Origin of the sequence: Reyranella sp., assembly GCF_004296935.1 — a bacterium.
Taxonomy (GTDB): Bacteria; Pseudomonadota; Alphaproteobacteria; order Reyranellales; family Reyranellaceae; genus Reyranella.
The window spans coordinates 182,225-197,577 of sequence record NZ_SCVH01000166.1 but is presented as its reverse complement, the minus strand read 5'-3'; the positions used below and the strand labels follow the sequence as shown (position 1 = coordinate 197,577).

The 15,353-nt window shown below is 65.6% G+C and carries 16 protein-coding genes; 7 read left to right on the top strand and 9 right to left on the bottom strand.

All coding sequences use genetic code 11. From position 1 onward, the window contains the following. Positions 1 to 520: Hsp70 family protein (locus tag EPO55_RS25320; protein WP_296340317.1), on the top strand; the 520-nt coding region annotated here is incomplete at its 5' end. An 86-nt stretch (positions 521 to 606) separates the two neighbouring features. After that, a complete protein-coding gene (gene dnaJ, locus EPO55_RS25315) occupies positions 607 to 1,743 on the top strand; it encodes a molecular chaperone DnaJ (protein ID WP_296340315.1) in 1,137 nt (378 codons plus the stop codon). Here dnaJ and EPO55_RS25310 read toward each other — a convergent pair. The 5 genes from EPO55_RS25310 to EPO55_RS25290 are packed head-to-tail and all read right to left on the bottom strand — an operon-like array spanning position 1,740 to position 7,250. Continuing rightward, the gene (locus EPO55_RS25310; protein WP_296340313.1) at positions 1,740 to 2,726 is read right to left on the bottom strand and encodes an ABC transporter ATP-binding protein; all 987 of its coding nucleotides are present in this window, start codon (positions 2,724 to 2,726) and stop codon (positions 1,740 to 1,742) included. The genes dnaJ and EPO55_RS25310 overlap by 4 nt on opposite strands. Further along, positions 2,723 to 3,757, bottom strand: a complete 1,035-nt coding sequence (locus tag EPO55_RS25305; protein WP_296340312.1) for an oligopeptide/dipeptide ABC transporter ATP-binding protein — start codon at positions 3,755 to 3,757, stop codon at positions 2,723 to 2,725. Before EPO55_RS25305 ends, EPO55_RS25310 begins: the two co-directional genes overlap by 4 nt. A gap of 1 nt (position 3,758) precedes the next feature. Further along, the gene (locus tag EPO55_RS25300) at positions 3,759 to 4,664 is read right to left on the bottom strand and encodes an ABC transporter permease (protein WP_296340310.1); all 906 of its coding nucleotides are present in this window, start codon (positions 4,662 to 4,664) and stop codon (positions 3,759 to 3,761) included. Between the two features lie 5 nt (positions 4,665 to 4,669). Further along, positions 4,670 to 5,623, bottom strand: coding sequence for an ABC transporter permease (locus tag EPO55_RS25295; protein WP_296340309.1), 954 nt, complete (start codon positions 5,621 to 5,623; stop codon positions 4,670 to 4,672). Between the two features lie 19 nt (positions 5,624 to 5,642). Continuing rightward, positions 5,643 to 7,250, bottom strand: a complete 1,608-nt coding sequence (locus EPO55_RS25290; RefSeq protein ID WP_296340308.1) for an ABC transporter substrate-binding protein — start codon at positions 7,248 to 7,250, stop codon at positions 5,643 to 5,645. A gap of 136 nt (positions 7,251 to 7,386) precedes the next feature. On the opposite strand from EPO55_RS25290, the gene EPO55_RS25285 reads away from it, so the two are divergent. Further along, positions 7,387 to 7,581: a hypothetical protein gene (locus EPO55_RS25285; RefSeq protein WP_296340306.1), complete on the top strand. Its 195-nt coding sequence runs from the start codon at positions 7,387 to 7,389 to the stop codon at positions 7,579 to 7,581. 7 nt (positions 7,582 to 7,588) lie between these two features. Then, entirely contained in the window at positions 7,589 to 8,986 is a 1,398-nt protein-coding gene (locus EPO55_RS25280; RefSeq protein WP_296340305.1) for an amidase, read from the top strand. Here the strand turns inward: EPO55_RS25280 and EPO55_RS25275 are convergent. Continuing rightward, positions 8,983 to 9,702, bottom strand: coding sequence for a haloacid dehalogenase type II (locus EPO55_RS25275; RefSeq protein ID WP_296340303.1), 720 nt, complete (start codon positions 9,700 to 9,702; stop codon positions 8,983 to 8,985). The two genes, EPO55_RS25280 and EPO55_RS25275, sit on opposite strands and share 4 nt — an antisense overlap. A 61-nt stretch (positions 9,703 to 9,763) precedes the next feature. Here EPO55_RS25275 and EPO55_RS25270 point away from each other — a divergent pair, with 61 nt between their 5' ends. Together EPO55_RS25270 and EPO55_RS25265 are read left to right on the top strand one after the other, a co-directional pair. Next, a complete protein-coding gene (locus EPO55_RS25270; protein WP_296340301.1) occupies positions 9,764 to 10,354 on the top strand; it encodes a DNA-3-methyladenine glycosylase I in 591 nt (196 codons plus the stop codon). Between the two features lie 5 nt (positions 10,355 to 10,359). Beyond that, positions 10,360 to 11,820 carry a M81 family metallopeptidase gene (locus EPO55_RS25265; RefSeq protein ID WP_296340299.1) on the top strand — a complete coding sequence of 487 codons (1,461 nt, stop codon included), beginning with the start codon at positions 10,360 to 10,362 and terminating at the stop codon, positions 11,818 to 11,820. 140 nt (positions 11,821 to 11,960) lie between these two features. Here EPO55_RS25265 and EPO55_RS25260 read toward each other — a convergent pair whose 3' ends face one another. Then, positions 11,961 to 12,296, bottom strand: a complete 336-nt coding sequence (locus EPO55_RS25260; protein ID WP_296340298.1) for a hypothetical protein — start codon at positions 12,294 to 12,296, stop codon at positions 11,961 to 11,963. 225 nt (positions 12,297 to 12,521) lie between these two features. Here EPO55_RS25260 and EPO55_RS25255 point away from each other — a divergent pair, with 225 nt between their 5' ends. Beyond that, positions 12,522 to 12,773 carry a hypothetical protein gene (locus EPO55_RS25255; protein ID WP_296340297.1) on the top strand — a complete coding sequence of 84 codons (252 nt, stop codon included), beginning with the start codon at positions 12,522 to 12,524 and terminating at the stop codon, positions 12,771 to 12,773. On the opposite strand, the gene EPO55_RS25250 is transcribed toward EPO55_RS25255, so the two are convergent. Then, positions 12,759 to 13,112 carry a hypothetical protein gene (locus EPO55_RS25250; RefSeq protein WP_296340296.1) on the bottom strand — a complete coding sequence of 118 codons (354 nt, stop codon included), beginning with the start codon at positions 13,110 to 13,112 and terminating at the stop codon, positions 12,759 to 12,761. The genes EPO55_RS25255 and EPO55_RS25250 overlap by 15 nt on opposite strands. Positions 13,113 to 13,115: 3 nt before the next feature. Further along, positions 13,116 to 15,317 carry a hypothetical protein gene (locus EPO55_RS25245; protein ID WP_296340295.1) on the bottom strand — a complete coding sequence of 734 codons (2,202 nt, stop codon included), beginning with the start codon at positions 15,315 to 15,317 and terminating at the stop codon, positions 13,116 to 13,118. Positions 15,318 to 15,353 lie beyond the last annotated feature (36 nt).

The following is a 15,353-nucleotide window of genomic DNA, read 5'->3' as shown; positions in this document are numbered from 1 at the left end:
CGGCATCGTGCAGGTCTCGGCCAAGGACAAGGCCACCGGCAAGGAGCAGCAGATCCGCATCCAGGCTTCGGGCGGCCTCAGCGAGGCCGACATCCAGAAGATGGTGAAGGACGCCGAGCTCCACGCCGAAGAGGACAAGAAGAAGCGCGAGCTGATCGACGCCCGCAACCAGGGCGAGGCGCTGGTCCATTCGACGACCAAGCACCTGGCGGAGTTCGGCGACAAGGTGAGCCCGACCGAGAAGGCCGAGATCGAAGGTGCGCTCGAGGGGCTGAAGTCGGCGCTCACGGCCGAGGATGTCGAGGCGATCAAGGCCAAGACCAACGATCTCGCCCAGGCGGCGATGAAGCTCGGCGAGGCGATGTACAAGGCCCAGCAGGCCGATGCCCAGGCAGGCGCGGCGGCAGGCGGTGCCACCGATGGCTCGGCAGGCGGCGCGAACGAGGCGAAGGGCGACAAGGTCGTCGATGCCGAGTTCGAGGACGTCACCGACAAGAACAAGAAGACGGGTTCCGGCTGAGCCGGGCCAAGAAGCAAGATAGAGTCGGCCTCCCGCGCAAGCGGGAGGCCGACGCGTGAGAGGCAAGTGGGGGCTGCGTAGGGCGTATGTCGCAAGACTATTACGAGCTGCTCGGGGTCAGCCGTACGGCGAGCGCCGACGACATCAAGAAGGCGTTCCGCAAGCTCGCCATGCAGCATCATCCGGATCGCAATCGGGGCGACAAAGAATCCGAGAAGGAATCCGAGAAGAAATTCAAGTCCGTCAATCATGCCTACGACATCCTGAAGGATCCGGAGAAGCGCGCGGCCTATGACCGCTACGGTGCGGCGGCCTTCGAAGGCGGTGCCGGGCCTGGCGGCCCCGGTGGTTTCCAGGGCGGCCAGGGCTTCGATTTCGGCTCGGTGTTCGGCGAAATCTTCGAGGATATGTTCGGCGGCGGCGGGCGTGGCCGCGGCGGCCGGACCGACACGCGCGGCCAGGACCTGCGCTTCAACCTTGAGATCACGCTGGAACAGGCCTACGGCGGCACCGAAGCGACGGTGCGGGTGCCAAGCTCGATATCCTGCGAGGCCTGCCACGGCAGCGGCGCCGAGGCCGGCTCCAAGCCACAGACCTGTCCGACCTGCCAGGGTCGAGGCCGCCTCAGGGCCCAGCAGGGCTTCTTCACGGTCGAGCGCACCTGCCACACCTGCAACGGCGCCGGCCAGACCATCGACAAACCGTGCCGGAGCTGCGCCGGCCAGGGTCGCGTACGCCGCGACAAGACGCTGAAGGTCAACATTCCCGCCGGCGTCGAGGACGGCACGCGCATCCGCCTCTCCGGCGAAGGCGAGGCCGGCACGCGCGGTGGACCAGCGGGCGATCTCTACGTGTTCCTGTCGGTGCGGCGCCACCAGCTGTTCGAGCGCGAGGGCGCCGACGTCCATTGCCGGGTGCCGATCTCGATGGTGCAGGCCACGCTCGGCGGCAACATCGAGGTACCGACGCTCGACGGCAAGATGGCGCGGATCAACATTCCCGCCGGCGCCCAGGGCGGCCACCAGTTCCGGCTGCGCGGCAAGGGCATGCCGATCGTGCGCTCGAGCCAGCGCGGCGACATGTATATTGAGATCAACGTCGAGACGCCGACCAACCTCACGTCCAAGCAGAAGGACCTCCTCAAGGAGTTCGAGAAGGCCGGCAAGACCAGCCCTGAATCCGAGGGCTTCTTCAGCAAGGTGAAGGAAATGTTCGGCGGCTAGGCGGCGACGCCGGCTTCCTGAGCATCGACCAGCACGCACCGTACGAGATGGCTTCCGCCGACTTCGCGCAGATCGGGCGGCCGGGCGACGCAGTTCGACTGAACGAACTTGCAGCGCAGTGCGAAGCTGCAGCCAGTCGGCACCTCGGCGAGATCGGGTGGAGCACCCGGAATGGCTTCCAGACGCCGGCCGCGCATGCCGTCATGTACCGTCGAGGCGAGCAAGCCCCGGCTATATGGATGGCGCGGCGCGTCGACCATCTGCTCGACCGGTGCCAGTTCGACGATCTTGCCGGCATACATGACGCCGATGCGGTCGGAGACCTCGACCGCCACGCCGATGTCGTGCGTGACGAAGATCACCCCGACATCGAGTTCGCGCTGTAGTTCCCTGATCAGGAGAAGAACCTGGATCTGGACGGTGGCATCGAGTGCCGTTGTCGGTTCGTCGGCCAGCAGCAGGCTCGGGTTGCAGGACAGCGCCAGAGCGATCATCGCGCGCTGGCGCATGCCGCCCGACATTTCGTGCGGATAGGCTTTCAGCCGCTGCGCCGGCGAGGGAATGCGCACCATCTCGAGCAGCTCGCGGGCGCGGGTCCACGAGTCGGCCTCACCCTTGCCGGTATGGCGGCGCACGGTCTCGGCGATCTGGTGGCCGATGGTGAACACCGGATCGAAGGCGGTCGCCGGCTCCTGGAAGATCATGGCGACCCGCTGGCCACGCAGGTCCGACAGGGCGCCCCTTCCCATGGTCAGGATCTCGTCGCCTTCCAGCTTGATGCTGCCGGACCAGCGCGTGCGGTGCTCGGGATGGAGGCGCAGGATCGACCGCAGGGTGACGCTCTTGCCCGACCCCGACTCACCCAGGATGCCCAGCGTCTCGCCGCGTCGCACGTCGAAGCTGACGCCGTTGACGGCGTTCACCGTGCGATCGGGCGTGACAAATGTCACATGAAGGTCGCGGACCTGCAGCAGGTTGCTCATGTCGCGACAGCCTTCGAATGGCCCGACCCCGCGATCCGCATGTGGCAGGCGACGGCCTGCGCGCCGGTATCGGCAAGCGGCGGTTCGGCCCGCGCGCAAACGTCCTCGGCAAACGGACACCGCGTGCGGAAGCGGCAGCCCGAGGGCGGATCGATGGGATTGGGCGGGTCACCCTGGATGGGCGCTTCCTTGGTGCGTCGCCTGGGGTCCATCGATGGTCGCGCCGACAGCAACGCCCGCGTGTAGGGATGCTGCGGGTCGCCATAGATCGCCTCGACCGAGCCCAGCTCGACGATCTTGCCGAGATACATCACCAGGACGCGGTCGCTGAGATACTGCACGACGTTGAGATCGTGGCTGATGAAGATGTAGGTGAGGCCAAGCTCGGTCTTGAGATCGACCAGCATGTTCAGGACCTGCGCCTCGACCGACTTGTCGAGCGCCGATACCGCCTCGTCGAGGATGACCAGCCGCGGCCGCAGTGCCAGCGCGCGGGCGATGTTGACCCGCTGACGCTGACCGCCGGACAGCTCGTGCGGATAGCGCTCGGCGTAATTCGTCGGGTCGAGGCCGACCTTGTCGAGCAGATCGCGCACGCGTGCCCGGGCCTCGGCCGCCGGCAGGCCGTGCGCCTTGGGCGCGAAGGCCAGCGTCTCGCCGATGGTGAGGCGGGGATTGAGTGAGGCGTAGGAATCCTGGAACACCATCTGCACCTGGCGGCGCAGCTCGTTGACCGTGATGCCGTGTGGTTCGTCAACCGGATCGCCGTCCAGCACCATGGTGCCCCTGTCCGGCTTGATGAGACGGATCAGCAGCCGCGCCACCGTCGACTTGCCGCAACCGGACTCGCCCACCACACCCAACGTCTCGCCCTTGGCAACCGACAACGAGAGATCGTCGACCGCGCGGACCACCTTGCCAGAACGGCCGAGCAGCCCACCCGGCACCGGGAAATGCTTACGCAGTCCGCTCGCCAGAAGCAGCGGCTGGGCCGGGCCACCACGATCCTCGACGGGCACCAGCGACTCCATGTCAGGCCTTCACGTCCATGGCGGCGCGCAACCCGTCACTCATCAGGTTGAAGCAGATCGAGGTGATGAAGATCATCACGCCGGGAAGTGCTGCCAGCACCGGATTGACGTAGATCGCCTGACGGAGCGTGTTCAGCATCAGGCCCCATTCCGGCTCCGGCGGCTTGACACCCAAGCCAAGGAAGCTAAGGCCGGCCGCCAGGATGATCGCCACGCTGATCAGCGAGGTGGCGTAGACCAGGATCGGTCCCAACACATTGCCCAGCACATGCACCCGCACGATGGTGAGCGCGCTGGCGCCGCTCGCGCGCGCGGCATCGACGAAGTCGAAGCCCCGCACCTGGGTCGTCACGCTCTCCGACACTCGGCAGATCGGCGGGATGAAGACCAGGGTGAGCGACAGCAGCGTATTCTCGGTGCCGGCGCCCAGGGCGCCCGATAGCGAGATCGCCAGCAGTACGGACGGGAAGGCGTAGAACACGTCCATGACGCGCATGATCGCCATGTTGATCTTGCCACCGACGAAACCTGCGGTGATGCCGAGGATGCCGCCGATCAGCAGCGCACAGACGACCGGCGTCACCCCCATGAACAGCGACAGGCGGCCGCCGTAGATCAGACGGGCAAACATGTCGCGTCCCAGCTCGTCGGTGCCCAGCAGATGGTTGGGCGATCCCAGAGGATAGAGGCGGCGGATCATCGAGGTCTTGTAGGGATCGGCCAACCCCAGCAACGGCGCAGCGATCGACGACAGGACGATCAGTAGCAGGACACCGGCGCAAACCAGGGTCACCGGGTCGCGGCGCAGCCGGCGGCCGACGGAAGGCCAATAGCCACGCGACGCCGACGCCACGGTCGGCCGCACCAGGGGGGCGGCGATGTCGACGGTCGGGCTCTGAATGGCCATCGTCGTCAGCCCCGCTTGATGCGTGGATCAACCATGGTCTGGATCACGTCCACGGTGAGATTGAGCAACATGAAGAAGCCGGCCAGCACCAGGGTCGTGCCCTGCAGGATCGGCAGGTCGCGGCGGAAGATGGCGCTGTTCAGCAGGAAGCCGGTGCCCGGCCAAGCGAACACCGTCTCGATCAGGATCGACCCGCCGATCAGGTTGCCGGCCTGCAGGCCCATCACGGCGAGGCAGGTCGGCGCGGCATTCTTGAGCACGTGGCGCAGGATCTGGTCGTCGCGCATGCCCTTGGCCTGCAGCGCGGTCACGAACTCCATGCTGAGCGTTTCCTTGACCGTGGAGCGCACGGTGCGCGTCACCACGCCGAGCGGGATCACCGAGAGCGCGATGGTCGGCAGGATCATGTGCTTGAGGTGCGGCCAGTCGAGGCGCCAGCCGGTCGAGTTCTCCGGCCCCAACCCCATCGGCGGCAGGACGCCCATTTCGACCGAGAAGACGATCACCAGCACGATCGCCAGCCAGAAATGCGGCACGCTCACGCCCATCAGCGAGATCATGGTGACCAGCCGATCGACGATCCGCGACTTGGCATAGGCCGCCGAGGTGCCGAGGAAGACGGCGAGCGAAAAGGCGAACAGCGTGGCGGCGATGGCCAGGATGATGGTGTTGCCGAAGGCCGACGCCACTTCGGCCGCCACCGGCCGGCCGGTGCCGATGGACGTGCCGAGATCGCCGGTCAACGTCACCGCCAGCCAGCGGAAGTACTGGACGGGCAGCGGCTTGTCGAAGCCGTAGTACTCCTTGAGCTTGTCGACGACCTCCTTGGGCGCATCCGGTGGCACGATGGCCGAGATCGGATCGCCCGGCGCCAGGTGCACGAGCGCGAAGACGAGCAGCGACACGCCGAAGGCGACCGGCACCAGATAGAGCAGTCGTCGCAGCGCGTAGAGCAGCATGGCCGCCCGTCCTCCGTCGCTACTTCGCCATCTCGACGGGGGTGAGATCCTGGAACCAGCTCTGGGCCTGCACGAAGCCCTTCACCTTGGGGCTCATCGCCCGCGGGTTGAGATCGTGGGCGATGTAGACCCAGTAGGACTGGTCGACGATGTAGGTGTGGACGTCGGCCAGCGCCTTGGTCTGGGCGGCGCGGTCGAAGGTGGCGTGGGCCTTGTTGATCATCTCGTCGACCTTGGGGTCCTTCAGGATTCCCCAGTTGGCGCCGGCCGGCGAAACGAAGCTCGAGTGATAGAGCCGCATGAAGGCCGAATAGGGATCGACCGTGGCACGGCTGATGTTGATGCCGTTCACGCCCTTGGCCTTGGCGTCAGGACCGGTCGCCGGCTGGAAGGAAAAGCTGATCAGCGAGTTCCACTCCATGACCTCGAACTCGGCGTCGAAGCCCACGGCATTCAGGTTCTCCTGGACGTACTCGTTCATCGGCAGCGGCAGCATCTGGCCGGAACCCGAGGTCGAGATCGCGATCTTGATCTTGGGCTTCTTGGTCGCGCTGTAGCCGGCTTCGGCCAGCAGCTTCTTCGCCGCTGCAGGATCATATTTGATGTCGAAGCTGGGCGAGCCGAACCAGGGATGCCCGGGATAGACGGCACCCTTCGCCTCGATCATCAGGCCGCCCAGAAGCTTGTTGATGCCGGCGCGGTCGATGGCGAGGTTGGCGGCCTTGCGCACGCGGATGTCGGTCCACGGCGAGCCCTCGACCATGCTGGGCTGGTAGGCCCAGTTGTGCGGATACTTGTTGGTCACGATGCTCATGCCGCCCTGCTTCAGGCGCGGGATGGCATCGGGCGCCGGCACCTCGATCCAGTCGACCTGGCCTGCGAGCAGCGCCGCTGTGCGGGTGGCCGCCTCGGGCATCGGGAACAGCAGCACCTTGTCGAGCTTGGGAACGCGCGCCTTCTCCCAGTACTCGGCATTGCGCGACAGCTCCAGGCGTTCGCGCGGCACAACGCGGTCGACCTTGAACGGTCCGGTGCCGGACGGCTGCAGCGCCACTTTGTTCCAATCCTTGCCGAGCTTCTCCCACTGCGCCGGGCTCGAATAGAAGATGTAGGACATATCGTAGGGGAACAGAGAATTGACCACGCGGGTCGTCAGTTCGACCGTGTACTTGTCGATCGCCTTGTAGCCCACGAGAGTCGGGATGCGGGCGCGGGCTTGCGCCATCTGCTTGCGGTCGAACTGCGGCGACTTGTCGTTCAGCACCTTGTCGAGGTTCCAGATCACGGCTGCCGAGTCGAAGTCGGAGCCGTCATGGAACTTCACGCCCTCGCGCAACTTGAAGACCCATTTGGTGGGCTCGCCCTCGACCGGCGCCCACGACAATGCAAGGCCGGGGCGAATGTCGGCGATGGTGTCGGCCTTGGAGAGGTCCCAGTTCACCAGCGCGTCGTAGATCGTGTAGCCGGCAAACCGGAAACCCTCGAAGCCCTGGTCGGGCTGGCCCGTGGTCTGCGGAATGTCGGCGGCTGTCATGCCGATGCGCAGAGTGCCCTGCGAAAGGGCAGGCATTGCAGTCACCGCAAGAACACCAAAGCCGGCGGCGGCCACTCGAAGGCGCTTGAACATTCACTGCTCCTAAGTTCGGCGCTTCCCAGCCGGGCGCGCTCGCCGTACCGTCATGCAAGCAGCAAGCCAATGCCGCGTGTATGTGTTGGAGCAACGCGGCATGTCGATTGCATGTTCGACCGGACGGAGGACTTGCATGACATCGTCGACGAAGCCGCCAACGCTCGAAGAATTTCGTGCGCGCGCCGCGCTGACAGGCCTCGTCTTGACCGAGGAAGACATCGGTCACCTCCACAAGGGTTATGTCGGCTTGCTCGGTTTGATGGAACGCATCCCCCAACGCTGGGCCTGGGCCGCCGAACCGCCGCACGTCTTCCGCGCCGACGAATAGACGCGTCATGATCGACCTCACGACCCTCAGCATCGCCGAGGCGGGGCGCCTTATGGCGTTTGGCGAGCTCACCGCGACAGCCCTCACTGAGGCATTCCTCGCGCGCATCGCGGCCGTCGATCACAAGATAGCGAGCTACATCACCGTCATGACCGATGAGGCGCGCGCCGCCGCGCGCCAAGCCGACATGGAGATGAACGGTGGGCTGCGACGCGGACCGCTGCATGGCATCCCGCTTGCCCTGAAGGACATCTACGAGACGGCCGGTGTGAAGACGACAGGCCATTCGCACTTCAAGGTCGACTATGTGCCGGCCATCGATGCCGCCTCGGTGCGCCGGCTGAAGGAGGCCGGCGCCGTTATCCTGGGCAAGCTCGGAACGCACGAATTCGCCAACGGCGCGATGACGCCGGACCAACCGTTCCCGCCGGTGCTCAATCCATGGAACCCGAAGTACCAGCCCGGCGGCTCCTCGAGCGGTTCGGGCGCAGCCGTCGCGGCGGCGCTCTGCATGGGCGCGATGGGCTCCGACACCGGCGGCTCGATCCGCAATCCGGCGGGCTACTGCGCCACGACCGGCATCAAGCCGACCTACGGGCTGGTGAGCCGCTGCGGTATCTTCCCGCTCGCCTTCAGCCTCGACACGGCAGGCCCGCTCGCCTGGACGACCGAGGATTGCGCGCTGATCCTGGGCGCGCTCGCAGGCTACGATCCCAACGACCAGGCCTCGGCCAGGACTGCGATGGTCGATTACGGCGCGGCAGCGCGCCGCCCGATCAAGGGCATGCGCATCGCGTTGGCGCGCGCCTGGTACGAAGGCCCGGACGGCAAGCTCTCACCCGACATGGCCAAGGGCATGGAGAACGCGGTGCGTGTCTTCCGCGATCTCGGCGCCATCGTCGAGGAGGTCGCTTTCCCCGACGTCCGCGACTATCACATCTGCGGCCGCGTGATCATCACGACCGAGGCGCATGCCATCCACCGCCGCGACGTCATCGAGCGGCCGGAGAAATTCGGCTACACGACGCGGCGGCGATTCCAGCTCGGCGCCTTCATCTCGGCCGAGCAGTACATCTCCGCGCTCCGCTTTCGCCGCAAGCTGCATCAGGACACGCGCGAAGCCATGCGCGGCTACGACCTCGTGATGACGGCCAACCACTGGGGAGCGCCTGAGATCTTCGAGGAGCCGCAGCAGATCTTCCACTTCCTTGGCAAGCCCTCACTCACCATGCCGTTCAACGTCACCGGCCAGCCGGCGGCGACGGTGTGCTGCGGCTTCGGCGCCGACGGGCTGCCGCTCGCCTTCCAGCTCGCCGGCCGCGCCTTCGACGAAGCGAGCGTGTTCTCGGCGGGTGCCGCCTACGAACGCGCGACGCCGTGGCGTCAGCGCCGGCCGGCGCTCTAGCAGCCGATCTTCTTCGCGACCTCGATGATCGTGTCGCCGACGGCGTCCCAGTCGCCCTCGGCCTTGAAGTCGACCTTCTGCTTGGGACCGTGCTCGTAGGGGCGATTGACGTAGCCCGTCGACAGGCCGCATTTCTGCGCCGCCGCCAGGTCGCCGTTGTGGGCGGCGACCAGCATCACCTGGTGCGGCTTCAGGTACATGCTGTCGACCACGCCGAGATAGGCCTCGGGATCGGGCTTGTAGTGATTGAAGGTCTCGCCCGAGAAGCAGTGATCCCACGGAATGCCGCTGTTCTTGGCCATGTTGATCAGCAGAGCAACGTTGCCGTTGCTGAGCGTGCTCACGACATACTTCTTCTTCATCATGCCGATGCCCTCGACCGAATCGGGCCACGGACGGAGCTTGTGCCAGAGATGGGTGAATTCCCAAGACCCTTCCTCGCCCGGATGTCTTAGCCCACGCTTCTTCAGAAGCATCTCGAACGCTTCCTTGTGCAGGTCGTCGATGCGCGTCCACGGCAGCTCTTTCTTGCGCACACGGGCCATCTGCGGCTGATAGAGGCCGCGCCAGTCGTCGGCGAAGCTCGTCCAGTCGGTCTCGATCCCGTATTTCTTGCCGAGCGCGGGCAGGTCCGCGATCAGGCTGCCGCGCCAGTCCACCACCGTGCCGAACACGTCGAAGATGCAGACCTTCAGGTCCGCGAGATTCCTGGCCATGGGTCATTCCTCCATTTGTCCCAGTGTGGCGTCCCACGGCGCGCTTGGGTAGGGTCCGCGCATGGCTCCCAGACAGAACACGGTTGTTGGAACGGACGGCAAGGCGCGCTGCGGCTGGGCGAGCGCCGATCCGCTGTACGAAAAGTATCACGACAGGGAATGGGGTCGTCCGCTCAAGGACGATCACGCGCTGTTCGAGCTGCTGATCCTGGAGGGCTGCCAGGCGGGCCTCTCCTGGATCACCGTGCTGCGCAAGCGCGAGCACTATCGCAAGGTCTATGACGCCTTCGATCCGGCGAAGATCGCGCGCTACACGCCGCCCAAGCTCGCCAAACTGCTGGCCGATCCCGGCATCATCCGCCACAGGGGCAAGATCGACGCGAGCGTGAGCAACGCCAAGGCCTTTCTAAAGTTGGTCGAGCGCGAAGGCTCGTTCCATCGCTGGCTGCGCAAAACCGTGGGCGAACAGACTCATGCGCGCCCCAGGACGCTGAAGGACGTGCCGGCGCGCACGCCTGGGAGCGATGCGCTGGCCAAGGCGCTCGCCAAGGAAGGTTTCAAGTTCGTGGGCTCCACCATCTGTTACGCCTTCATGCAGGCGTCGGGCCTCGTCGACGACCATGTCGTGGGCTGCCACCGCCGCAAGGAGTAGTTTTCTTGACCAAGCGTGTTTTCATCGCGGCCCTCGGGACCGAGACCAACCAGTTCGTGCCCTTCCCGACCGGCCTGCGCGGCTACCAGGAGCACGGCATCTGGCGCGGCGACGCCACCCGGCACGAACCGACCAACTTCACCGCGCCGCTGCATGTCTGGCGCAAGAAGGCCGAGGAGCGCGGCTGGACCGTCATCGAAGGGCTCGCGACCTTTGCCGCGCCCTCGGGCACCACCGTGCGCAAGGTCTACGAGGATTTCCGCGACGAGGTCCTGGCCGGCGTGAAGGCCGCCCTTCCGCTCGACGCCGTGCTGATCAACGTCCACGGCGCCATGGTCGCCGACGGATACGACGACTGCGAAGGCGACCTGCTCTCGAAGATCCGCGCCATCACAGGGCCCAAGGTGGCGATCGGCGCCGAGTTCGACCTGCACTGCCACCTGAGCGCCCTCATGCTCGACAGCGCCGACGTGCTGGTGGGCTACAAGGAATACCCGCACACCGACACGATGGAGCGCGCGGCCGAGCTGTTCGACATCATCGCCGACACGGCCGACGGCAAGGTGAAGCCCGTCATGGCCCGCTACGACTGCCGCATGATCGCGCAGTACCGGACCTCCGTGCCGCCCATCAACGAGTTCGTGGTCCGCATGAAATCGCTCGAGGGCAAGGACGGCATCCTCTCCGTCTCCTTGAGCCACGGCTTCTCCTTCGCCGATGTGGAAGACGTCGGCACCCGCACCCTCGTTGTTGCCGACGGCGACAAGGAAAAGGCCGAAGCGCTGGCCAGGCAGCTCGGCCAGGAGCTGTGGGACAATCGCGAACGCTATGCCACCAGGTACCTCACCGTCGCCGAGGCGATGGGCCGTGCGGCCTCGCACAATCAAGGCCCGCTGGTGCTGGCCGACCGCGCCGACAATCCCGGCTCCGGGGCGCCCGGCGATTCGACCTTCGTGCTGAAGGCGCTGGTCGAACGCGAGATCGGCCCCGCCCTGTTCGGCGTGATGTGGGACCCGATGGCCTTCCAGATCGCCGAGGAGGCAGGCGAGGGCGCGCGCATCCGCATGCGGCTCGGCGGCAAGTCCGGCGCGGTGAGCGGCGATCCGGTCGATCTCGACGTCACGGTGAAGAAGATCGCGCGCAACGTCTTCCAGCCCTACGGGCCGGTGATGTCGCCGCTGGGCGACATGGCGCTGCTCTCCTCGGAGCATGTCGACATCGCGATCTGCACGCGCCGCAACCAGACCTTCCACGCCGACGCCTTTCGCGCCGTCGGCGCCGAGCCCGCCGACTATCGCGTCGTGATCGTGAAGAGCGCGCAGCATTTTTATAACGGCTTCGTGAGCCTCGCGAAGGAGATCCTCTACGTGGCCTCCCCCGGCGCCGCCGACCCCGACGTCACGCGCTGGCCCTACACCAAGCGCAAGACGCCCTTCTGGCCCAAGGTCGCCGACCCCTGGAAGTAGGCTTTTCCCGACGCCCCGGTGTCGGGAAAATCGTGTCGGGAAATTCAAGCCGTTGATCGATAAGGCTTTTCGCCAGCCGTTTTCCGACCCCTGCGCGTCGAAGAATGACATTCGCGCGCATGGTGTCGTCGGTCATCGCATCACTCGAACCAGCAGATATCGTTGATGTTGGGGTCGCCCTTCGCCGGATCCCACTCCTTGTCGATGCGCGCGACGACGGCATCAGGTGTTTGATCCGGCCACAGGATCAGCTTGGAATCGCCATAGCGCTTGAATTGACCAGCGCGAAACCCGCGCTCCATGAGCGCACGAACGGCCGTTAGCGAAAGCCGCTTCACCTCATCGTTGTCGGTAATACCGCAGTGGCGTCGGACAAAATTCGCGATCACCACGAGACCCAGCCAATCTTCGGCGCGACCGGCTTCGCAATCGGCGACGAAGTCCTTCAGTTCAGTGTCGAATGCGGTATTATTCATGACATTCTCTCTACTTATAGTAGAACCGTATGGAGCCCGTATGCGGCGAGTTTATGTCTATCGTCGGCAGGCCTTCCTTGTTGATGCGAAAGCCGACATACATATCCCTGCTTGGTAGTTTTAGAATGGTTTGCGATTCCGCGTGCTGACCCGAAAAGGCCGCATGCGGACATCCCTTCCGTTACCTTGTTCGCCGTTCAACGCTTTGTCGTCGGGATACTTGTCGTGATTCTTGAAGACAAACCGACCGAGCTTGCCCTGGATGATGGCATCGACTTCCTTTTGGATACTATCGACGACTACTTTGTCGGGCGGCACACCAGGCGCCGGTTCGAGCTTCAGCAGGGCATTGTCCGGATCGAGTTTCTGCAGGTGCTCGCAGTAGGTGACGCAGGTGGCCGCCCACTCCTCGGCGGCGGCCTGTTCCGCCGCGGCGCGAGGCCCGGCGATCCCGAATTGGATCTAGGGCATGGCTAGTTCGCGCGCCGGATATTCAAACCAGCAGATATCGTCGATCGAAGGGAGGCTGCCCAGGGCATCCCACTCGTGGTCGATACGGGCGACGACCTCGTCGGGTGTCGTCTCTTCGAAATAAGTCATCCATGAAGATGGGTCATCGTAGTGGCCTGCCCGTGCGCCGCGCGTCAGCATCTCGCGTACAAGTTCGAGCGTGAGACGCTTGACCTCGCGGTCGTCGGAAATGTGAAGCCCGTACTTGACCTTTGGCCAGACTTGATAGAGTCCGAACTCAGACGGCACCGACAAGAACATGTCCGCGATTGCCATGAGTTTCTGGTGCAACGCGTTATCGATCATGAGTCACCTCTCGGAATTGTAGTGAAATTTAACGGGATCTCTACCGGGTACGATGATTTCCAAGGTCGGCACTGATCCTCGTGTGCCCTTCTGCATATCGTGGGCCATCCGGAATCCCACCTGAAGGCCATCACTTCCAGGCAGTGCATAGAGTTCACCACTGCCGCCTTCCTTGTATTGACCTCTCGCCTTGTAGATGCGCGTCCCGCCAATCTTGAGTTTGTCGAACTCGAAGCGGAGATCGACCTCGCCACCGATCGTCCTCACATCCGAGTCGTTGCTGTATGTGCTCTGCGCTTTCAATTCGGCCGTTCTGTCGTCGATCTTTTTCTTTACGACTCTGGTCACCTCCCTTTCGTAGCTATCCACCGTGTTCCGATCGGGAGGCACACCCGGCACCGGTTCGAGCTTCAACAGGGCATTGTCCGGATCGAGTTCCTGCAGATGCTCGCGGTAGGTGTCGTAGATGGCCGCCCGCTCCTCGGCGGTCTGCTCTGCCGCAGCACGAGGCCCGGCGATGTCCGGTGGTGGTGGCGCAGCAGGCGGCTGGACCGGCGGCTGGGTCCACCGACGCCATTTTTCGATCGCGTTGGGCAGCCCTGGCGGGATTTCCCGCGGCGGCTGGTTGTGTCCTGGCCCTGGAGTCGGCGGTCGTTGCGAAGTAGCAGCCGGCGGCGTTTGCGGGCCGCGACCGCTCCCACCACCGCCGCCGCCGCGTGAGCCGCCGCCTCCGGCCTGTGCGAGAATGATGTTCCCGGGATCGAAAGCCCCGTTCGCTGGGGTGGCTGCCGGAGAGTCCTCCCCGACGGACCGATCGATCGCCTCCGCCACGAGGACGGCGATGTCCTGGCCGTTGGGCGGACGGCCTTCGATCGCCTCGAAGCTGTGGAGACCGTCGCGGATATCCGCGCGGACCGTCGCCGCTACCGGGCCGTCGGTGTCAATGCCCTTGGCCTCCAGGGTCCGGTCGGCGTCGAGGCGGGCGCGCCGGTAGCGGATGAAGGCCGGGTCCGAGGTGCCGTCGGTGATTGCCTTCTGCCCGCCGACGAAGCGCGCGTGATCCTCGTCGTCGAGCGAGAGGCGATGGCGGGCGAGGTCGGCGCCGGCGAAGGCGTCGGGCTCGTAGACCAGCAGCCGGTCGAGTCGTTCGAAGAGGTCGCGGTCGGTCGCGAGGCGGCCTTCGATGTAGAAGGCTTCGAGGCCGCGCCATTGGTCGGGCGCCAGCCAGTCGCGGATGTCCGGCGGCATTTTCAGAAGCGACGCACCGGCGTTTTTCTGGGCCCACTCCAGCGCGGCGACGCCGGCGTCCGACTGCTGCTTCTGCCACTGTCGCTCGGCGCGGCGATGGGCGAAGGCCGCGACCTGGGCGATGCCGGCGCGCACCGCGTCGCTCGCGTCCTCGGGCGTGAGTTCGGCCGCGCGTTCTGCGAAGACGTCTGCGCCGGGCGGTCCCGCCGGCTCGATCGGGATGCCCGCCATGTCGCGATCGACGTCGCGATAGGCAGCGGCCGCGCGGGCCCGGATGAAACGGCGGTCGATTGCGGCCTGGCGCTCGGGGGTGATGACTACGCGGGCGTGCTCGTAGAAACCAGCCGCACCGTCGAGATCGTCCTGGCCGATCGCGGTCTCGACCGCGCCGGCATAGAGGTCGCTGAGGCCGGCACGAACACGCGTATCGGTTTCGGCCGCGTCCCAGCCGCGGCGCTCACCCTGGTAGCGCAGTTCCTCGACCGCGGTCCGGCCGAGCTTCCGCAGGTAGGCTGGGTCGTGCCACGACGTCGCCGCGTCCTGGTTCAGGCCGGCGATGCGGTCGGCGACGCTGGCGTCGTCCACTTCGATCGTGGCCCGCTGCGCCAGTTGGCCCAGTGTGCCGGCCGCCCAGTCGAGGCGCGTCTCGATCAGCGGCTCGAGAATGCCGCGCTGGCGCGGGCCGATGGCCTGGGCCAGCGTCCGCTCCTTGAGGTCATTGAGCGCCGGCAGCGCACCGGCGATGGCCTCCAGCGCCGCCTCGCCGCTTTGGGCCGCGACTCCGCTCTCCGGGTCGTGCAACAGCCCGCGCACGCCGGCTGAAAACTCATTGTCGAGCTGGCGCGCGAACATCTCGTCGACACGGATCGTGTGCTCATCGCCATTGTCCGAGAGGGGCGGCCACGGCTCCGCCGCCGGCTGTGCCACTGGCACGGTCGGGTAGATCGTCGTTCCCATGTTTGCTGTCTCCGCAGGCACGAAAAAGCCCGCCGC

Coding starts and splice junctions, on each gene's coding strand:
- dnaJ (WP_296340315.1), top strand. CDS start 607: ATGTCGCAAGACTATTACGAGCTGCTCGGGGTCAGCCGTACGGCGAGC.
- EPO55_RS25310 (WP_296340313.1), bottom strand. CDS start 2,726: ATGAGCAACCTGCTGCAGGTCCGCGACCTTCATGTGACATTTGTCACG.
- EPO55_RS25305 (WP_296340312.1), bottom strand. CDS start 3,757: ATGGAGTCGCTGGTGCCCGTCGAGGATCGTGGTGGCCCGGCCCAGCCG.
- EPO55_RS25300 (WP_296340310.1), bottom strand. CDS start 4,664: ATGGCCATTCAGAGCCCGACCGTCGACATCGCCGCCCCCCTGGTGCGG.
- EPO55_RS25295 (WP_296340309.1), bottom strand. CDS start 5,623: ATGCTGCTCTACGCGCTGCGACGACTGCTCTATCTGGTGCCGGTCGCC.
- EPO55_RS25290 (WP_296340308.1), bottom strand. CDS start 7,250: ATGTTCAAGCGCCTTCGAGTGGCCGCCGCCGGCTTTGGTGTTCTTGCG.
- EPO55_RS25285 (WP_296340306.1), top strand. CDS start 7,387: ATGACATCGTCGACGAAGCCGCCAACGCTCGAAGAATTTCGTGCGCGC.
- EPO55_RS25280 (WP_296340305.1), top strand. CDS start 7,589: ATGATCGACCTCACGACCCTCAGCATCGCCGAGGCGGGGCGCCTTATG.
- EPO55_RS25275 (WP_296340303.1), bottom strand. CDS start 9,702: ATGGCCAGGAATCTCGCGGACCTGAAGGTCTGCATCTTCGACGTGTTC.
- EPO55_RS25270 (WP_296340301.1), top strand. CDS start 9,764: ATGGCTCCCAGACAGAACACGGTTGTTGGAACGGACGGCAAGGCGCGC.
- EPO55_RS25260 (WP_296340298.1), bottom strand. CDS start 12,296: ATGAATAATACCGCATTCGACACTGAACTGAAGGACTTCGTCGCCGAT.
- EPO55_RS25250 (WP_296340296.1), bottom strand. CDS start 13,112: ATGATCGATAACGCGTTGCACCAGAAACTCATGGCAATCGCGGACATG.
- EPO55_RS25245 (WP_296340295.1), bottom strand. CDS start 15,317: ATGGGAACGACGATCTACCCGACCGTGCCAGTGGCACAGCCGGCGGCG.